This window comes from Sphingopyxis sp. SE2 (assembly GCF_032227185.1).
Taxonomy (GTDB): Bacteria; Pseudomonadota; Alphaproteobacteria; order Sphingomonadales; family Sphingomonadaceae; genus Sphingopyxis.
In genome coordinates, this window is the sequence record NZ_JAPMXW010000001.1 from 3,801,941 (window position 1) to 3,819,315 (window position 17,375).

Sequence of the window (17,375 nt, forward strand, 5' to 3'; positions counted from 1 at the left end):
TTGCAACTCGCACCGCGGCGGTCCGCGCGATTGGGCGCGGATGGGCAAGCGGTGTTCGCTGTGGTGCCGCCAGAGCGGCTATCAGCAACCGTCCGACACGCGGCCGGACCTACATGATGCCTGGCAGGATAATCCCCGGAATGGCCGCCAGTCGTTCCGTTCCGTGCGGTGGATTATTCCAGAATCACCGCCGCTCGGCAAGTGACAAGGCCCAGCGGACAGTTCACTGAGAGATTGACGAGCGCCGACTGCCTGCCAATATTGCTTAGTGCAATTAGTAAGGAGGCCCCCGTGGCACTGATACCAGATGGTCGTGAAGTGGACACGGAATTTGGGACGAACAGGTCTGGGAAGGACCTGAAGGGCAACCCCGTTGTCGTAAGCGGTTCGCATGAAGCGATCCAGGATTATGGTTGGCGAACGATTTGGGGCGCAGGCGAAACGAAATATCAGCGGGGCAAATACGAGCAAATCGGCGATACTCGGCTCGTCCGCGTGACGGTCGCGGACTGCGCAGAGGAAGAGTCGGATGCCTGAGCGATGCGGGTCCCGATCCCGTGCTTACTTTCGGGCTGCTCTCTCAAGCACCGCGATCTTCTCAGAACAAACCTGATGGACGACGCGGCCGAGTTCCTCGACGCGTTCGCCTAGCCATAACAGTTCGTCCTCGCTAATTTTGTAGTGCTTAGAATAGCGAGCCTTGGTGTAGGCTTCCTTCAGCTTCTGGAACATCGATCGCTCGCGATGCGTATCCTCCGGCCAAATGCCGAAAAGACGGCGATCCAACCCCTCGGCGAGCGACCGCAGGAATGCGATATTGTGATTGTATGGCGTGTAGAAGGTTAGCGTGAGCAATAAGCACCCGTATAGTCGTTCGGTTGCCTGATGAAGCTGAAAGGCGGACTCCTTCAGCCTGCCTCGGCTAAGCGCGTACTTCGACGTATCTAAAAAGCCCGCTGCACTCGGCATCCATTCCTCAAAATACTCTCGGGCAGCATCAAGCGCCTGCTCGGCGGTTTTGGGTTTCGGTGCCCCCAATTCACGATCATCGGCCTCGTATAGCGCGATACCGTCCTTCGCGACCTCCATGAAAAAGACGCGCCCGTGCGAGAGCCCGTCGTTGACCTCGTGCAAGCTGTGCACGATGAAATTGACCGGGGTGTGGAGGGTCTTCTCGATCGTGTAGGCGCGGATTAGACGTTCCTCGGCCTTGGCCCAATAGGCGGCACGATCCGTCAGTTCCTTCTGGCTGACGATGACGAGGATGTCGAAGTCAGATTTATACTGGTTGGCGGACAGTGGCGCATCGACCCAATCGCCTCGGGCGTGGCTGCCGAACAGGATGATCTTGAGAATACGCGCGCCCTTCCGCGGGCCGGTCGCATTTTCGGTCGCGCCCCGAAACTCCTCGAAGATTGTCTCGACGACGCGTTCAAGTTCGCGCTGCTTGGCGGCAGGAAGGTGATCAACGTCTGTTCGCATGATCATCGAATCTTCGAGAAACTGTAGTGGTTTGGCAAGGACAATCGGGTAGCCGGTGTACAGCTCTGCCGACGACCGTTTTTCGGAGAGGCAATTGGCAAGACCCTGAAACCTGGGCAGGGTCAGCAACCTGACTCTAAGCATGGGCGAGGAAAATACATGGGCAGACCGCCGAAACATGACCTCTCAAGGTGGAATGTGGTCGACGATTGGCCCGATCCGGTTCCCGTCACAGAAGTGGAGATTGCCGTGTTCGAACGCTGGTTCGGCGACGTGTTCGACGAACTATTTGACCCTCCCGCTCCGCCTTCGATCGCGCCAGAAACGAGCGCGCACGTAGAAGAGATGGTCGCTGAGCCTTTGTGGTCTTGGCCCGACCTGCGATGCATTCGCCAGCAGGGATGAAAAGCTATTGGATGTGACATTCAATCAGATGAGCGGCGCCATAGGATCGCTGATTTTACTCTGGTCCAGGATTGAACGGTCTGCTCGCGATGACGTCGTCCGTCTCTTGGGATTCCTCCCGGCCAAGGCACACGGCATCAAAGCCGTTATAGGAACTTGGGAAGGCGCGGTCGTCGAGGCCCAGCCATCCGACACGCTGTGCTCCCTGCTAGCGGCTACTCTCAGATTGCAGCTTCAGGGGCAGCTGGATATTCGCAACGGGATTTGTCACGGCCTGATCGGAATTATGGGGTCGGTCGGCGACGCCCCTGCCTCGTTGAGCTGGGAGTTGAACGGCTCGAAGCACTCGATCTCCTGGGAAGAGTTACAATCGTCACTTGGGTGGCTTTCCAAGATTCCTTTTGCCTTCTCGATGATCTCGAATCCGGCGTTGGACCGCCTCGACTGCAGGGTGGTCGACACAATCGAGAACCGAGAATGGTGGCGGGCCGAGTGGGGTCTGCACCTGCCGTAACTGCGACCACAGGTGGAAATGCTCTCTGTCAGCGCAATCTCGGTTGAAGAGGTCAAAGTCCAAATGCCGCAAGGTTTTTAGATAATGCCGAGCCCGCCACTTTGTGAGCGTCGGCCGTCGGCGACGCAGCCTGTTCGATGGCCGTCTGCACGGCGCCAGCGCGTTCATTGATCGCCGAAACCAGCCTTGCGCGATTATCGGTGACGATCGTCGCCGACTCTTTCGCTCGCGAGATGCCGACGTAGAAGCTCTTCTGGTCGACCAGATTAGTTGCTTTGCTGTCGGCGTGGATGATGACATGATCGGCAGTGCGCCCTTGGGCCGCGAAGGCGGTATCCACATAAGCGTGGGCGACATGCCGGTCGCGCGCAGCATCGAGGTCGAGCGTCTGCACCTGACCGCGAGCGCCAAGTACCGTCGCGGTCCGTGCCTGTCCGTCGATCGCCGTAATTTCGCCCCGCGCTCCATTGATCCGCCCGGCGTCGCGATCGTTGCGGGTAAAGCGGATGTTGTCACCGGTCCTGAGGTCCATATTCTGCGTTGCAAACACCTGCACCTTGCCGGCGCCCCATTGCCGAAGTCGCCAGTCGACCTCCAGTCCATCCTCGGACCTCAGCGTGATGGCGGCCTTCGCCGGATCGACCGCCTCGACACGATAGGCTTCGCCCCGCGCGACGCCCTTGTCGGCATAGTCGCGGGTGAACCGCACGACATCGCCCCGGTCGTAGCTCAGCGGATCGCGTGCCTCGGCGCGGGTGAGGCTCTTGTTGACGAGACTTTCGATGGCGACGGCGGGACCGGAAAGCACGCCCGACTTGACCAGCGCCGCCCTTATGTCCGCCGTCAACGCATCGCGCCCGTCGCGCGATGGCTCGATCACGAGCGTTCGCGCCCGCGCCGCCTTGTCGAGCCCGGCATAACGCTCGGCGATGGCTACGAAGCGGCTGGCGCGATCGGCATGTTCGACGATCTGGCCGCCACCGCGATCGAGCGCGGCGAGCGCCTTCTTCGCATCGCCCTCGATCGACGCGAGCACCGCATCCTTGGTGGCCGCATTGCTCTGCCGGACGATTTCGCCGACCGTGGCTGTCTGCATGCCGGCACTCTGAAGCTGCGCGAAGGCCGCGCCGGCCTCGACCGATCCGAGCTGCTTCACGTCGCCCACTAGGATGACGCGGGCATCATGCTGCTCGGCCAAATGGAACAGCCGCGCGGTATCGCGCGCCGACAAGAGCGAGGCTTCGTCGACGACCCATGCGACCGGCTGACAAGACGCAGAACCTTCCGGCACGAGCAAATGGCGCGCCACGGTATCGCCGCGCGTGCCGAGCGCCTCTCCGAGTGTCATCGCAGCCGATGCGGTCGGCGCCAGCGCGACTACCGACACGCCGCGCGCTTCGGCCTCGCGCGCGAAGGTGGCGAGCACCGTCGTCGTCTTGGCGGTGCCAGCATAGCCCTGAACCGCGGTGATCCGATTGCGGCTGGTAAGGAGCTGTTCGGTCGCGGCCTTCTGGTCAGCGTTCCAGCCAAAGCCGGACCGCTCCGCCTGCGCTGCCGCGCCCGCGACCGCCTTGGCGGCAGCGAGCGGGGAGGCGATCGGCGCGAGCACACCGCGCCCGTGCGCTTCGATACGAAGCAGCGTCTTCTCGGCCGCGATATTCTGGCGGGTCGTGAACCCGGCGAACGCGGCGCCCCGCCGATCGAGGAAAGTGCGGTCGACCAGCTCGCCCTCCTTCGCCGCCCGCCCGATCGCGTCGCCGATATCGGCATAGCTGACCCTGCCAAGGCCAACCCGCCCCGCTTCCTCATGCAGCACTGCCGCCGGGAACACTGATTGCCGCTCGCCAAGCTTGTCGGCGGCATGGGCGACGGCGCGATCGGCGATCGATGCATCGGGAAGGTGAAGGCCGTTCGCTACCCTGCCCTCGGCCTCGCGCACCAACGCCAGCCGCGCATCGGCATCGAACCCAGCCCCGTCGGCGGTCGCGCGCCAGTCGGCGACAAGCGTGCCATGGTCGGTCGCCATCTTCGCCTGTCGTGTATCAAGCGCAGCCACCTGCTTTTCGGCGGCGCTGGCTTCTTCGCGAGACGTGCCGCGCTCGCCGAGCGCCGCCTCGATCTCGGCGCTGCGCGTGCTGAGCGCCGCCATCACGTCCGCCGAGACGCCTTTGATCTCGAACATCGACTCCTTGCCCGGTGCAATCTCATAGCCGAGCTCGCGGACATTCAAGGCAAGCTCCTGCCGGTAGATGGCGCCGATCTGTTTCTGGAGCTGATAGATGGCGCGGGGCTCCAGGCTGCGCCACGAGCCATCGTCGCCCTGCGTCGCATTCATGATGACATTATGGGTATGGAGCTGCGGGTCCTGCGCCCGGCTCGTCCCATGCTGGAAGCTCGCGACGATGAGATTGCCGGTGCCCTCGCGCGCCACGCTGCCGCCATGCCGGACGCGGGTCGCGGCCATATGCGCCTCGACATGCGCGAGCGCGGTCTTCACCGCCTGCCCATGTGCCTCGATCAATCGCCGGTCGCCCGCAACCTCGGCCATGATCGACACCGACTTGGGGGCACTCAAGGTCACATCCCAGCCGGGCCGATGTTTGAGCTGGCCGTCACGAACCGTGCCGAGTTGCTGGCCCGCGACCTTGCCGTCGAGCAGTTCTCGAAATCGGTCGCGGTCAACATCGCCCGACAGACCAAGTTCCTCGGCGCCTTTGCCGTGCCATTCGGACGGCGATAGTCCGCCCTCGGCGTAATAATCGTCGGCCTCATAATAGCTGCTCGCTTGCGCCGAACTCGTCAGCGCCGATACCGACGCGACCATCAGATTGGTCCACCATCGTCGGCGGGCGGGGGTGCCGACGACTTCTTCCTTGATTTCGGCTTTTCGGCGACCGGCTCCTCGGCCGGTGATGGCACTGCGCTATCTGGCTCTTCTTTGGGCGCCGCCTCCAATGGCCGGTGCCAGAGGGTCGTCTCCGGGTTCGCCGCAACAAAAGCTGGCTGGCGCGGCTCGCCGCGTTTCTCGATATGGTCGGCAGTGAGCGCGATGCGTGCGACGGGAAGCCCATCGGGGAACAGCAAATAGCCCTCATAGCGTGCAAGACGGAGTTCGCTTTCGAACACGGCGGGACGGGTCTTGCGCTGGCGGCCGAGCGTCATCCGCGGCTTGTCGTCGCCGTCGCCGAGCGCGCCGGTCATGGTTTGGACCTCGACCTCGCAGGTGCCGATCGTGTCGCTCGCCCAGCGCCGGGACTCGCCATCGCCCATCTGGAGGAACAGCTTGGTGTTGCAGCAGCCGAGCATGGATTCGGCAAGATCGTCGCCGTAGCGATGCCGCATCTGCCCGACGCCCTGGAAGGTCAGCACAACCGCTGCCCCGAACTTGCGGCCCTCGGGCAGCAGACGCGTCAGATTGTCGACGCGGGGCAGGTCGGCAAGCTCGTCGAGCAGGAACCAGACGCGCCGATCGGGTGACGGAGCAAGGCCAAGCATGGCACTCGCGGCGCATTCGAGCCAACAGGCGAGCAGCGGCTTCAGCGCCGCAAATTGTTCTTCCTTTCGCGGGACGAAGATCCAAGGCTTGGCGCCTTTCGTTTCGTCGAGCCCGCCGATGAAGTCGCGGAACGAAAAGACCTTCTCGCCTTCCTCTGGCATCCGCAGGAACTGGATCAGGTTCGCGGCCTTGGCGAGCATGAAGAGCACGCTGCCTGTGGCCCGGTCGGCGTCGTCGGAGAAAGTGCGCGCCGACGACGTGTCCTTGAGCCAGGTCTTGAGCTCTTCCTTGCCCAGCGTCTTCAGTGCCGCGTGCAGATCGAGCAGTGTGCATCTTTCCTCTCTCCAAAGTTCGCGGATCATGTTGGCGACGAGGATGCGGCTGGTCTCCAGCCAGACATCCTTGTCCTTATCACTGGTCTCCGTGACGAGTTGCTGCGCGATGCGATCGGCGTCGGCGGGATGCGCGATCTCGGCGAAGGGCGACCAATAGACGCAGCGGGCATCAAACGGATTGAGGATGATGTCGCCGCACTCGGGCCGGAAGTAGTGGGCGATGAACTCGCCGCTGGTGTCATAGACCAGCGCGGCTTCGCCGCGGGCGGCGATCCCGTCGAGCATCTGGCGCAGCACCGTCGTCTTGCCGCTGCCGGTCGTGCCGACCATCGCCATGTGCCGGGTTTCGAGGCGACGGGGAAAGGGGACGGGACCGATCGCCAGCGGCCGTGCACCGGCTTCGGTTCGCGCTAGCTTCACAAGCTCCTTCTCGCTCGTCACCCTGGTGCCGTCGATCACGCGATCGCGAAGTGCGCGTTCGCGCCTGCGCGCGGCGACATCGCGAAGCAGGAACAGGCCGGAGAGCCACGCGACAAACCCCAGCATGGCGCCGCGCATGACGAACGACTTGGCGATGCTCGCCCGGCGGACAAAATATGGATCGGTCGCGACCGTGCGGGCGGGCGTCAGATAGTCCGCGCCCTCGTAATGAATCACCATACCGGGATCGCCGCCGGCGCTGCCGGAAAACCATGACAGCATCTTCGCGTGATAGTGGGTGCCGGTGTCCCGAAGGATGCTCGGGTCGAGCATTAGATAGGGGGCCGCCAAACCGCAGAGCGCGATCGACGAGACCATGATCGCGAACTGTCGTTTGAACCGCCGCGTCTGACTGTAACGAAGATGACGCCGCAGCGTCTCGGCATGAAGCCGGAGATCGTGAGGCTCGCTCATGATCGTTCCTCCGCCGCCGCCCGTTGCCGGTCGTAAGCCCGCTGAGTCTCGGCGGTGATGACCTCGTCGCTCTTGCCGCCTCCCTTCGCCGCGCTGCGCGCATAGCAATAGGCAGCGCAGGCTGTGTGCAGGGTGCGGTCGAGCAGGCGTTCGACATCGGTGAGGCGCGCGCTGATCGACGCCACCTCGGCGACCATTTCGCGATCGTCGGAGCTGCTGACGGCGGGATTTACCTGCCCGTCGATCCCTGTCTTCACGCAGCGGCGAAGCATCGCGTAAACCGTCTTTCCCTGCCGGTCGGCGAGTGCGCGAAGCGCCGTGTCGAGGGCCACGGGCAGGCGGATGGAATGTTGGACGGTCTTCATCGCACCGCCTCCCTGAGGGTGCGGATCGCACCCTCGGATTTTGGCGGAATAGCGTCACTTCGGCGAAGCAATGGAGGAGCGCACTCTGATCGCACCCTCGAAAAGTGGCGGAAAAGCTGGATGCACCCGTGCGTGAGGTGTGTATCCAAATTACGGGTCCGATGCGTAGCATCGCGGCCCTGCGACCTTGCGTCAAAGGCGACCGATTCAGACATGATCCGGGCCCTCCGTGACGGGGCGCCTAGCTCCCTTGCGAGCGGCCCAATCGGCGATCATTGCCTTCGCTTTGCGGTCTGCCGTTCGGCGGTCGTAAGGATTTTTTGCCGGTGGAGATTCGCGGCGACCATTGTCCGCAAGCCAGGCGAGAATGGCGCGCTCGATAGCGGCCCGCATATGTTCGCGAAGGTCGTTTGCCTCGAAGGGATCGAGGGCAATCGTGACGCCGCGGCTGAAGATTTCTCCGCCCAAGGGAAGCGCAAAGTCGCCCGCCAATTGAAGCGGACCATCGATGTGGCAGTGGCTCACGTCCCCATCGTAGACTGCCAGCGGTGGCCGCTCGGCGTAGCGCCAGAAATTGACGGCGGCGCGGTACGTGTCACCGTCCTCGCCGTGGGCGAGCAACTTTTTAATGATCGGCCACATGTAGACGGCGGTCTGAACATCTGCGTCGATCTGCATGTCGGGCTTTCGGCCCCAAGAAAAAAATCGAGCAAGAGCGTTGCGAAGAACGGACATGTCTTGTCCTCCTGAATCGAGATGTGATCGGGATGCGCGGGCGGCAATTCGCCGCGTCGGTATCAAGTCTCGGGGCGAGCCTCGGTGAGCCGCGCGATGGATGCGGTCGTGATCAGCGTTCGCGTGCCGATCTTCAGCGCATCGACCTGGCCGGTCTTGATGAGCTTGTAGATTGTACTCCGGCCGACGCCGAGCGCCTTGGCCGTGCGGTTAATCGAGTATGCGAGTTCATCCATTGTCGCCTCCGTTGGAGTGCCGCGATGCGGCGGGCGACAGGATCATTTGCAGCTAAGCGCGGGCAGTTCGAACGGTGTGCGTTTTCGTCAGAAATCCGCCGTTCGTGGCCGTTCCCCGGTAATTGGCCCCGATTGGACACCGCGCAATTGCGTGGTTTCTCGGTAATTCAGGCTAGGATTTAGACGAGCGATTTTTCGCGATCGTCTCCAGAATCTGCTTTGCGTAAGAGGAAAGCTGCGTTCTGCTTGGGGTTTCACGGCGGCGGCTGTCATACCAATCTTCCAGCAGCTCGATAATTCGGGTCTGATTTCCGCGCTTCTTGGTGATGTCGATCGCCTGCACCTCGGGATGCTCGATCAATGAGATGACCGCGTCGGTATAATCATATTTCTTGGGCGCTCCGGCGCGATTTGGCTCGGCTTTGGCGTCAGCAATAAGCTTGTCTACATCCGCCTCGAGGAATAGCTCGCGGTCGAACCAGAGTCCGACTGGGCCGAAGAATGCGCTGCGGATCGTGTTGTCCTTGGCCACATGCGCGGCGCGAAGCTTTCCGAAGAAGTAGCGGTGGTCAACATATCGGCGCGCGCCATTGCGGGAGTAGTAGAAGGGGCGTGACGTCGATTCGAGCTGGAGAATGGCGAACAGGCGTTCCAGATTGCGAACTGCCAAGTCAGACTGGTCCGCGTAAACCGGGCTCTGGGGCGATTTCGCTTTCATCCCGCCATACTGAAACACGCGCCACGATGCTCCAATCGCGATCATCAACGCGGCGCCGCCAAGTCCAATCAGCGTGGCCAAATCCGCGCCCGGCGCCTTGCCAACCGTAAGAGCGCCACCAATGAGAACAGCGCCGGCTGTAACTAATGCCGTCATCATAAACGACGACGTCCAGATCCAGTATCGTTTCTGGATCGCGCGTGAGGCATCCGCTGTGATGCGGTCAAGCTCGGCAAGTCCGATCTCTTCATCGGCGTTGATGAAGCGGGCCGCGACGACGCGGAGCGGCAATACTTCCTTCCGGTCGTCCACCATCTTCTCCTAGCGAGGGAAGTCTACATTGCCTCCATCACGGAGCTGACACAAATAATCACTCCACCACTGGGCCATCTCGACGCGTTCCGCCCAATAGGCCGACTGGTTATATATGCGCCTGATGCTCCCCGCGACCAAGTGAGCGAGCGCGCGTTCGATGGCATCGGGGTTCCACTTGCCCGACTCGTTGAGCAGCGACGAGGCGGAGGTTCGAAATCCGTGGGCCGTCATTTGCTCCTTGGAATAGCCCAGACGACGAAGCGCTGCATTGATCGTATTGTCACTGATAGGCCGCGCCCGTGTTCGTACCGAGGGGAACACATATTTGCCGTTACCAGAAAGCCCGCGCATACTATCCAAAATCGCGAGTGCCTGGCGTGACAGTGGCACCGCGTGCGGTTGGCGCATTTTCATCTTGGCAGCGGGCAACGTCCAAACCGCCTTCGCGAAGTCGATTTCTGTCCATTCCATCTGGCGCAGTTCACCGGGCCTCTGAAATACATGTGGGGTCAGCTTGAGCGCATGCATCACTGCTGGATCACCCACATATCCCTCAATCGCGCGGAGTAGGGCGCCAAACTCCAATGGGTCAGTGATCGCCGCGAAATGCTTTACGGTCGGTTGGATAAGCGCGCCGAGCAACATCTGTGCAGGATCGCGCTCGGCCCGTGCCGTAGCGGCGGCGTAGCGGAAAACGCGGCTCGCGAAACCCCGGGCCTGCTTGGCCGCCTCTAGCCGCCCGCGCCGTTCCTGCTTCTTCAACTCGTGGAGTAACTCCGCAGGCGTGATGTCGGCCACCGGCCGCCGCCCGAACTCTGCGCCCAGCAAACGCAAAAGCCAGCGATGCTTTTCGAGTGTCGCGGGTGCGACACCTTCCTTCTCTCGCTTCGCTATCAGCTCTTCGGCCACCGCCGCGAAGCTGTTGCCTGCGCTGATACTCGCAGCGATTCGTGCCTGCCGCTTGGCAGTGTTGGGATCGACGGCATGGGCGAGCTGCTTCTTCGCATCATCCCTTGCCGCTCGCGCTTCGGCGAGCGTGATTGCAGGATAAGCGCCGAGCGCCAGTTTACGCTCCACTCCATGAAGGCGATATTTAACGCGCCAAAGCTTGCTGCCGATCGGATTGACCAAGAGATAAAGGCCGCCCGAATCCGAGACCTTATAAGGCTTATCTTTTGGCTTCGCCTTGCGGATCGCGGTGTCGGTGAGCGCCATTTGGGGGCCTCGCAAATCAGGGACTTTGGAAAGGCCCCCGGATATGCCCCCGAATCGTTCAGCTACACGCGATCATGGGCAATCACCGGAAGCCAGTGAATGCTCAAAAATTAGCGGATTTTCAGGGTTTTTTCAACCATCAGCGGTTGCGCGTGGGCAGCAAGATGGAGCGGGTGAAGGGAATCGAACCCTCGTCGTAAGCTTGGGAAGCTTCTGCTCTACCATTGAGCTACACCCGCATTTCAACCATTTAGCTGCTGCATGGCGCGCTGTTTTACAGTTCGTTTTACCGCAGCGGTCGAGGCACCTGCCTTTGCCGCCATCCGGATCGCCGGTCAATGGGTTCATTTCGATTTGCAGGCCGCCGGGGCCAAATGGAGCCCCGGCTAGACCTCGAGGCGGAATATCTGGCCCGATCCGTCGAGGACGAGCTCGTGGATCATGTCGATCCGCTCGCCGTCCCAGTGATAGCGAAAATGGCGGCCTTGCACGGGCTTGGCGATGACGTCCGGCCAGAAGGCGGCGACACATTCGCCGCCGGGATTGCGAACCGAGGGATAGACGATCCCGTCGCTGCCGGCGTCGCGCTGCCGGCGCGCGAAATTCTGCGACGGCGCGTAATCGTCGGGGGCGAGGAGCGCGTCGAAGCCGCCCGTCCGGATGTCGATGAGCGCGGCCTCGACGGCGCCGACGAGTTCGCGCATGTCCGAGATCCAGCCCGGTTCGTCGCGGGTGTCGAGCAGGCGCCGGGCCTGATGGTGGGTGACTTCGGCAACCGCCGTTTCGAAATTTCCGGCAGCGTAATAGGCGCCGAAATGGCCGTCATGGAATCGCCCCGGCCGGTCGGGCGAGCAATGGGTGAAGGGCGCCATCACATAGCTCGCGCCCGGTCCCGCGACGCGTCGTTCGACCGGCACGAGGTCGAGATTGCCGATCGTCTCGGCGATCCGGGGGTTCGTCTTCGCTTCGGCCGCGGCGAGCAATTCCCAATCTTCCGGCTCGGCGAGATCTTCGAACAGGTCGATCGGCGGATATTTGCTTTCGATCAGGCGGACGGCCGACGGCCAGTCGACGCGGGACAGCGGCGCGCCCGGCATCCCTCCGTCACCACGCGCCGCGATAGCTGTCGAGATAACGGCGCACGCGCATCAGATCGGTCAGCTGGCCGCCGAGCATGATCTCGAGCGCCGAGCGGTCGCCGAAGGCGCGGTTGGGCGCCTTGACCCAGCGATAACCGCGGTCCGCCTCGGTATAGAGGAGCCGCAGCGCCTTGTGGATGCCGATGAGGTTCGAGAGGCGCGCCGCCAGATCGACGGTCCAGCGGCCATATTCGCCTTGCTTCCAACGCTGATAGGTTCGCACGGCGATGTCGCCGAGCAGCACCGCCGCCTGCGCGTCGGTCACGCCCCAATGGTCGAAGAGCCGGATCACCGCACGCTGCATGGCCTGCACTTCCGCATCGGAGAAGCGGAGAGCGGGCGGTGGCGGTGCGCTTTTGATGGCAACGAGTTGCATAAGCCTTTCCTATGACAATTGGCGTATATATAGATAAATTACGTCAATTGTCAATTGGGATGGCGAATCCGCGGGGCGGCCATTCCTTCAGCGCGCCGATTCGAGGATCGTTTCCATCGCAACGAAGGTCGAGGTGCTTGCGACATGGGGCAGGCTCGAGATTTTTTCGCCCAGCACGATGCGATAGCGGCGGATGTCGGGGGTGCGGACCTTGAGCAGATAGTCGAAGCTGCTCGCGATCATATGGCATTCCTCGACCTCGGGAATCCGCCGCACCGCATTGTTGAACTGCTTGAGCGCTTCCTCGCGCGTGTCCGACAGCTTGACTTCGGTAAAGGCGACATGGTCGAGCCCGACCTTGGCGGGATCGACGATCGCGCGGAAGCCGGTGATCAGCCCGCTGTCGACGAGGCGCTTGACGCGCTGCTGGCAGGGGGTTTTCGAGAGGCCGACCTGGAGCGCGAGCTCGGTGAAAGTGATCCGCCCGTCGCGCCCCAGAATCGCGAGGATCTTGCGGTCATATTCGTCCAGTTCGACTGCCCAGGAGCTATTTTTCATGTGAATCGACTAGGATCAATCCAAAACTTGGTCAATTCGTATATGGAATCCCCGTAAACAAGTCGGATCGACTTACGGCGATATGGTAACAGGGGGCATGACCCAAAGCCCCGACCGCGCCCCCCTCCGCACCTTGGCCCGCCGCAGCGAAGCCGACATCGTCGCCGGTCTGCGGACCGCGCTCGCAACCTCCCCGGCGAGCGTCGAGGCGGTCACCCGCCGCGGGCTCGAACTGATCCGCAAGGCGAAGGCCGACGGCGAGCGCGAGACGCTCGTCGCGCAGCTGATGAACCGCTATCGCCTCTCGACCGAAGAGGGCGTCGTGCTGATGTGCCTTGCGGAGGCGCTGCTGCGCGTCCCCGACAATGCGACCGCCAATGCGCTGATCCGCGACAAGATCGCCGGACGCCACTGGGCCGAGGGCGACGATGACGACAGCCCGCTGGTCGTTGCGCTGTCGGCGCGCGGGCTGTCGCTCGGTTCTGCGACGTTGATGCTCGATGCAATGGGCAGCAAGGCGAACCCGCTCAGCCTGCTCAAATCGATGATCCGCCGCTCGGGCGAGCCGGTGATCCGCCAGGCGGCGCTCGCGGCGATGAAATTGCTCGGCCAGCAATTCGTGATGGGCGAGACGATCGACGCGGCGGTCAAGCGCGCCGACAAGGAAAAGAGCGAACTCGCAAGCTTCGACATGCTCGGCGAGGCGGCGCGTACCGCCGAGGATGCCACGCGCTACTATGACAGCTATGCGAATGCCATCGCGCGCATCGGCAAGGGCGCGAAGCCCGGCGATCCGCACGCCAACCACGGCATTTCGATCAAGCTGTCGGCGCTCCACCCGCGCTACGAATATCTGCAAGCAGCGCGCGTGCGCGATGAGCTGATCCCGCGCGTGATCGAACTCGCGAAGGCGGCGCGCGCGGTGAACATCCCGCTGATGATCGACGCCGAGGAAAGCGACCGGCTCGAACCGCATATGGACGTGTTCGCGGCGCTGATCGACGCCGGGATCGCCGATGGCTGGACCGGGCTCGGCATCGTGATCCAGGCGTATCAGAAGCGCGCGCCCGCGGTGATCGACTGGCTGGCCGAGCGAGCCCGCGCGCGCGGGGTCAAACTGTCGATGCGCCTCGTCAAGGGCGCTTATTGGGATACCGAGATCAAGCGCGCGCAGACGCTGGGCTTGAGCGACTTTCCGGTGTTCACCGCGAAGCTCCACACCGATCTCAACTATATGCGCTGCGCGCAGCTGCTGCGCGACTGTCAGGACTGCATCTATCCGGCGTTCGCGAGCCATAATGCGATGACACTCGCCTTCGTCGCCGAACTGTTCGCGGGCGCCGATTACGAGCTGCAGCGGCTGCACGGCATGGGCGAGGGCGCGCACGACGCGCTCGTAGCGTTGTTTCCGCCGCCGCGCCCGGTGCGCGTCTATGCGCCGGTCGGCACGCATCGCGATCTGCTCGCCTATCTCGTCCGCCGCCTGCTCGAAAATGGCGCCAACTCGAGCTTCGTGCATCAATTCTCCGACCCCGACGTCAGCGCCGAACAGCTCGCGGTCGACCCGCGCAGCGTGGCGAGCCCGGCGGTGCCCGTCATCGCGACGGGGCTCGGCCTGTTCGATCCGGTGCGGCGCAATTCGCGCGGCTACGACCTTGGCGATCCGGGCGTGTCCGAGGCGCTGGTCGCGGCGATCGGCGCGGCGCGGCGGAGCGATATGGTCGCGGCGCCGATCGTCGGCGGCGTCGCGCGGGACGGCAAGGCCGAGCCGGTGCGGAATCCCGCGACGGGCGCGGTCGTCGGGCGGGTGATCGAGGCCGACGCGGCGACGGTCGCCGATGCCGTGACCGCGGCGCGCGCGGCGCACGACAATTGGAGCCTCGCGGGGGGCGCCTTCCGCGCCGAACGCCTCGAACGCGCCGCCGACCTGCTTGAGGAGCATGACGCGCTGTTTCTCGGCCTCGCGATCGACGAAGCGGGGAAGACTCTCGTCGATGCGGTCGCCGAGGTGCGCGAGGCGGTCGATTTCCTCCGCTACTATGCCGCGCAGGCGCGCGCCGATTTCACTTACCCGGTCGCGCTTCCCGGCCCGACGGGCGAGCGCAACGAGCTGATGCTCGAGGGCAAGGGCGTATTCGTTTGCATCAGCCCGTGGAACTTCCCGCTCGCGATCTTCCTCGGGCAGGTGTCGGCGGCGCTCGCCGCGGGCAATGCGGTGCTCGCGAAGCCCGCCGAGCAGACCCCGCTGATCGCCCATGCCGCGATCGAACTCCTGCTCGAAGCCGGCATCCCCGGCGATGTGCTTGCCTATCTTCCCGGCCGCGGCGAAAGTGTCGGCGCGGCGCTGACGAGCCACGACGACATCATCGGCGTCGCCTTCACCGGATCGACCGAGGTCGCGCGAATGATCAACCGCAGCCTCGCCGGGCGCGACGGGCCGATCGCGACGCTGATCGCCGAAACCGGCGGCGCGAACGCGATGATCGTCGATTCGACCGCGCTTCCCGAACAGGTTGCGCGCGATGCCGTCGCGTCGGCCTTCCAGTCGGCGGGCCAGCGCTGTTCGGCGCTGCGCCTGCTTTGCGTGCAGGAAGATGTGGCGGGCACGATGATCGAAATGGTCGCGGGCGCGATGGCCGAGCTCAATATCGGCGATCCCTCGGTGCTGTCGACCGACGTCGGCCCGATCATCGACGAGGAGGCGCGGGCGAACATCGCCGCCTATGTCGCCGAAGCGCGCGCCGCGGGCCGCGTGATCGCCGAGGCCGGGCGGACGAACATGCCCGCGGGCGGCCATTTCGTGCCGCCCGTCCTGATCCGGCTCGACCATGTAACTGACTTGAAGCGCGAGATTTTCGGTCCGGTGCTGCATGTCGCGACGTGGAAGGGCGGCGAACTCGATGCGCTGATCGATGCGATCAACGCCTCGGGCTATGGGCTGACCTTGGGCGTCCACACGCGCATCGACGGCGTCGCGGCGCACATCGCGGCGCGCGCGGCGGTCGGCAACGTCTATGTCAATCGCAACCAGATCGGCGCCATCGTCGGCTCGCAGCCCTTCGGCGGGCGCGGCCTGTCGGGGACGGGCCCCAAGGCCGGTGGTCCGCATTACCTGCACCGCTTCGCCGAGGAAAAGTCGATCTCGACCGACATAACCGCGGCGGGCGGCAATGCGGCGCTGATGGCGGGGTGAGGCTGGGACGGGCCTCTACTTTCCTCGTCATCCCGGCGAAGGCCGGGATCTCGCCCGAGCATCTTTACGCACCGGCGAGATCCCGGCCTTCGCCGGGATGACGATTCGGGCGGGAATGGTCGGATTGGTCCGGGTTCCAGCCGGAAAACCACGAGGCCCGATACAGAGTGGACGGCTGTCCCGGGCAATACGTCCGAAAGCGTCTCGCGGCGAAATGCCGCGGCGACCCTGTGTTCTGGTTGCCCCCCGCAGCGGCGCCGGATTAGCCTTTTCCCGGCGGTGCGCCAATGGGGATTTTTACGCGCCCGGCACGCCCAGTAGCTGCGCCTGCGCCGTCAACCGCCCAGCCGCCGCCGGGTTCGCCGCGATGCCGTCCTTCAGCGCCTGCGCGGCCTTCGCCGTTTCGCCCAGCGTCATGCGGCTGCGCATCAGCATGATCCAGCGGTCGACGTCGGCCGGATTGGCCTTCAGCTTGGCTTCGAGGCCGCTCACCATGCCTTCGATCATCGCGTCCTGCTGCCCCTTGGGGAGCTGCGACGCGGCTTCCATGTCGGCGCGGCTCGGCCCCGGGATCGCGCGCGCGGCGACGGGCATTTCGTCGGGCGTCAGCGCGCGCGGCTGCGTGGCGGCGAGGCGCGCGGCGACCTCGATTTTGTGGATCTGGCCGACCTGTTCGATCGTCCGGCGCAGATCGGCTTCCCACGGCGCCCCCTGCGGCGTGTCGGCGAGCAGCGCGAACCAGTCGTCGATCGCGCCTTTGTGATCGCCGCCGATGTCCTTTTTCACCGCAAGGAAGTAGCGCGCGCGCGGATCCTTCGCGTCGAGCGCGATCGCCTTGTCGAAAGCATCCGAAGCGGCGGCGGGCATCGGGTCGCTGTCGCTCGCCATCACCCGCGCTTCGCCGAGCGCCGACCAGAGTCCCGCCGATTCGGGCGAAAGCGCGACGGCCTTTTCATAGGCGGCCGCCGCGCCCGCGAAATCGCCGAGGTCGAATTTCGCCGCGCCGAGCGTCGTCCACGCGTCGGCACTGTCCGGTTCGCGCTGCGTCCGCGCTTCGAGGTCGGCGAGCTGGTCGGACGGCGCGGCGGCGGTTTCGCTGGCCGGACCCGTGGCGGACGGTGCGGAATCGCGCCAGATCGCATAGCCGATGGCCGCCGCGAGCAGCACGAAAGCGGCGATCAATATCATGCGATTGTTTCTCGTCATGCCGCCGGTCATGCCCCCGCCATCCTGTTGCTCTCGCTCATTTTTACCCCTCATCATACGGCGCACGAAAAATGCCGGCTGTGCGCTCCGTCATATTGCCTTTGCCCGGCGATGGTGTAGCCTTTGGTTCATAAGGTCGGTCAACGATAAAATCGTCAGGGGTCGCACCGGCTTTCCCAGTCAACAGGGGAGG

General features: G+C 63.8%; 16 protein-coding genes and 1 tRNA gene. 4 read left to right on the plus strand and 13 right to left on the minus strand.

Annotated features, from left to right (window positions below):
- Positions 1-291 precede the first annotated feature (291 nt).
- Entirely contained in the window at positions 292-537 is a 246-nt protein-coding gene (locus tag OVY29_RS18135; RefSeq protein WP_313911870.1) for a hypothetical protein, read from the plus strand.
- Between the two features lie 24 nt (positions 538-561).
- Here OVY29_RS18135 and OVY29_RS18140 read toward each other — a convergent pair whose 3' ends face one another.
- Positions 562-1,482: a nucleotidyltransferase and HEPN domain-containing protein gene (locus OVY29_RS18140; RefSeq protein ID WP_313912079.1), complete on the minus strand. Its 921-nt coding sequence runs from the start codon at positions 1,480-1,482 to the stop codon at positions 562-564.
- Between the two features lie 198 nt (positions 1,483-1,680).
- Here OVY29_RS18140 and OVY29_RS18145 point away from each other — a divergent pair, with 198 nt between their 5' ends.
- Both OVY29_RS18145 and OVY29_RS18150 read left to right on the plus strand, forming a co-directional pair.
- Complete coding sequence (locus tag OVY29_RS18145) at positions 1,681-1,887, plus strand: hypothetical protein (RefSeq protein WP_313911871.1); 207 nt, start codon at positions 1,681-1,683, stop codon at positions 1,885-1,887.
- 7 nt (positions 1,888-1,894) lie between these two features.
- Complete coding sequence (locus tag OVY29_RS18150) at positions 1,895-2,401, plus strand: hypothetical protein (RefSeq protein ID WP_313911872.1); 507 nt, start codon at positions 1,895-1,897, stop codon at positions 2,399-2,401.
- A 52-nt stretch (positions 2,402-2,453) separates the two neighbouring features.
- Here the strand turns inward: OVY29_RS18150 and mobF are convergent, their stop codons facing one another.
- The 11 genes from mobF to OVY29_RS18205 all read right to left on the minus strand — a co-directional run bounded on the left by mobF (position 2,454) and on the right by OVY29_RS18205 (position 12,783).
- Positions 2,454-5,225, minus strand: a complete 2,772-nt coding sequence (gene mobF, locus OVY29_RS18155) for a MobF family relaxase (RefSeq protein WP_313911873.1) — start codon at positions 5,223-5,225, stop codon at positions 2,454-2,456.
- Positions 5,225-7,126 carry a type IV secretion system DNA-binding domain-containing protein gene (locus tag OVY29_RS18160; RefSeq protein WP_313911874.1) on the minus strand — a complete coding sequence of 634 codons (1,902 nt, stop codon included), beginning with the start codon at positions 7,124-7,126 and terminating at the stop codon, positions 5,225-5,227. Before OVY29_RS18160 ends, mobF begins: the two co-directional genes overlap by 1 nt.
- On the minus strand, positions 7,123-7,491 hold the full coding sequence (locus OVY29_RS18165) for a hypothetical protein (protein WP_313911875.1): 369 nt from the start codon (positions 7,489-7,491) through the stop codon (positions 7,123-7,125). The genes OVY29_RS18160 and OVY29_RS18165 overlap by 4 nt, the downstream gene beginning before the upstream one ends.
- Before the next feature lie 207 nt (positions 7,492-7,698).
- Positions 7,699-8,226: a hypothetical protein gene (locus tag OVY29_RS18170; RefSeq protein WP_313911876.1), complete on the minus strand. Its 528-nt coding sequence runs from the start codon at positions 8,224-8,226 to the stop codon at positions 7,699-7,701.
- A 62-nt stretch (positions 8,227-8,288) separates the two neighbouring features.
- Positions 8,289-8,462: a helix-turn-helix domain-containing protein gene (locus OVY29_RS18175; RefSeq protein WP_184101351.1), complete on the minus strand. Its 174-nt coding sequence runs from the start codon at positions 8,460-8,462 to the stop codon at positions 8,289-8,291.
- A gap of 172 nt (positions 8,463-8,634) precedes the next feature.
- Positions 8,635-9,495, minus strand: a complete 861-nt coding sequence (locus OVY29_RS18180) for a hypothetical protein (protein WP_313911877.1) — start codon at positions 9,493-9,495, stop codon at positions 8,635-8,637.
- A 6-nt stretch (positions 9,496-9,501) separates the two neighbouring features.
- The gene (locus OVY29_RS18185; protein ID WP_313911878.1) at positions 9,502-10,710 is read right to left on the minus strand and encodes an integrase arm-type DNA-binding domain-containing protein; all 1,209 of its coding nucleotides are present in this window, start codon (positions 10,708-10,710) and stop codon (positions 9,502-9,504) included.
- A 165-nt stretch (positions 10,711-10,875) separates the two neighbouring features.
- Positions 10,876-10,949, minus strand: a tRNA-Gly gene (locus OVY29_RS18190).
- Between the two features lie 147 nt (positions 10,950-11,096).
- Complete coding sequence (locus OVY29_RS18195; protein WP_037553242.1) at positions 11,097-11,807, minus strand: RES family NAD+ phosphorylase; 711 nt, start codon at positions 11,805-11,807, stop codon at positions 11,097-11,099.
- A 7-nt stretch (positions 11,808-11,814) separates the two neighbouring features.
- A complete protein-coding gene (locus tag OVY29_RS18200; protein ID WP_313911879.1) occupies positions 11,815-12,225 on the minus strand; it encodes an MbcA/ParS/Xre antitoxin family protein in 411 nt (136 codons plus the stop codon).
- Between the two features lie 87 nt (positions 12,226-12,312).
- A complete protein-coding gene (locus tag OVY29_RS18205) occupies positions 12,313-12,783 on the minus strand; it encodes an Lrp/AsnC family transcriptional regulator (protein ID WP_313911880.1) in 471 nt (156 codons plus the stop codon).
- Positions 12,784-12,880: 97 nt separating this feature from the next.
- On the opposite strand from OVY29_RS18205, the gene putA reads away from it, so the two are divergent.
- Positions 12,881-15,976, plus strand: coding sequence for a bifunctional proline dehydrogenase/L-glutamate gamma-semialdehyde dehydrogenase PutA (gene putA, locus OVY29_RS18210; protein WP_313911881.1), 3,096 nt, complete (start codon positions 12,881-12,883; stop codon positions 15,974-15,976).
- A gap of 297 nt (positions 15,977-16,273) precedes the next feature.
- Here putA and OVY29_RS18215 read toward each other — a convergent pair whose 3' ends face one another.
- A complete protein-coding gene (locus OVY29_RS18215) occupies positions 16,274-17,182 on the minus strand; it encodes a tetratricopeptide repeat protein (RefSeq protein ID WP_313911882.1) in 909 nt (302 codons plus the stop codon).
- Positions 17,183-17,375 lie beyond the last annotated feature (193 nt).

What these genes read in the sequence shown, in the direction of transcription:
- OVY29_RS18140 (WP_313912079.1), bottom strand. Translation starts at nt 1,482, where the DNA reads ATGCGAACAGACGTTGATCACCTTCCTGCCGCCAAGCAGCGCGAACTT.
- mobF (WP_313911873.1), bottom strand. Translation starts at nt 5,225, where the DNA reads ATGGTCGCGTCGGTATCGGCGCTGACGAGTTCGGCGCAAGCGAGCAGC.
- OVY29_RS18160 (WP_313911874.1), bottom strand. Translation starts at nt 7,126, where the DNA reads ATGAGCGAGCCTCACGATCTCCGGCTTCATGCCGAGACGCTGCGGCGT.
- OVY29_RS18165 (WP_313911875.1), bottom strand. Translation starts at nt 7,491, where the DNA reads ATGAAGACCGTCCAACATTCCATCCGCCTGCCCGTGGCCCTCGACACG.
- OVY29_RS18170 (WP_313911876.1), bottom strand. Translation starts at nt 8,226, where the DNA reads ATGTCCGTTCTTCGCAACGCTCTTGCTCGATTTTTTTCTTGGGGCCGA.
- OVY29_RS18175 (WP_184101351.1), bottom strand. Translation starts at nt 8,462, where the DNA reads ATGGATGAACTCGCATACTCGATTAACCGCACGGCCAAGGCGCTCGGC.
- OVY29_RS18180 (WP_313911877.1), bottom strand. Translation starts at nt 9,495, where the DNA reads ATGGTGGACGACCGGAAGGAAGTATTGCCGCTCCGCGTCGTCGCGGCC.
- OVY29_RS18185 (WP_313911878.1), bottom strand. Translation starts at nt 10,710, where the DNA reads ATGGCGCTCACCGACACCGCGATCCGCAAGGCGAAGCCAAAAGATAAG.
- OVY29_RS18195 (WP_037553242.1), bottom strand. Translation starts at nt 11,807, where the DNA reads ATGCCGGGCGCGCCGCTGTCCCGCGTCGACTGGCCGTCGGCCGTCCGC.
- OVY29_RS18200 (WP_313911879.1), bottom strand. Translation starts at nt 12,225, where the DNA reads ATGCAACTCGTTGCCATCAAAAGCGCACCGCCACCGCCCGCTCTCCGC.
- OVY29_RS18205 (WP_313911880.1), bottom strand. Translation starts at nt 12,783, where the DNA reads ATGAAAAATAGCTCCTGGGCAGTCGAACTGGACGAATATGACCGCAAG.
- putA (WP_313911881.1), top strand. Translation starts at nt 12,881, where the DNA reads ATGACCCAAAGCCCCGACCGCGCCCCCCTCCGCACCTTGGCCCGCCGC.
- OVY29_RS18215 (WP_313911882.1), bottom strand. Translation starts at nt 17,182, where the DNA reads ATGACGAGAAACAATCGCATGATATTGATCGCCGCTTTCGTGCTGCTC.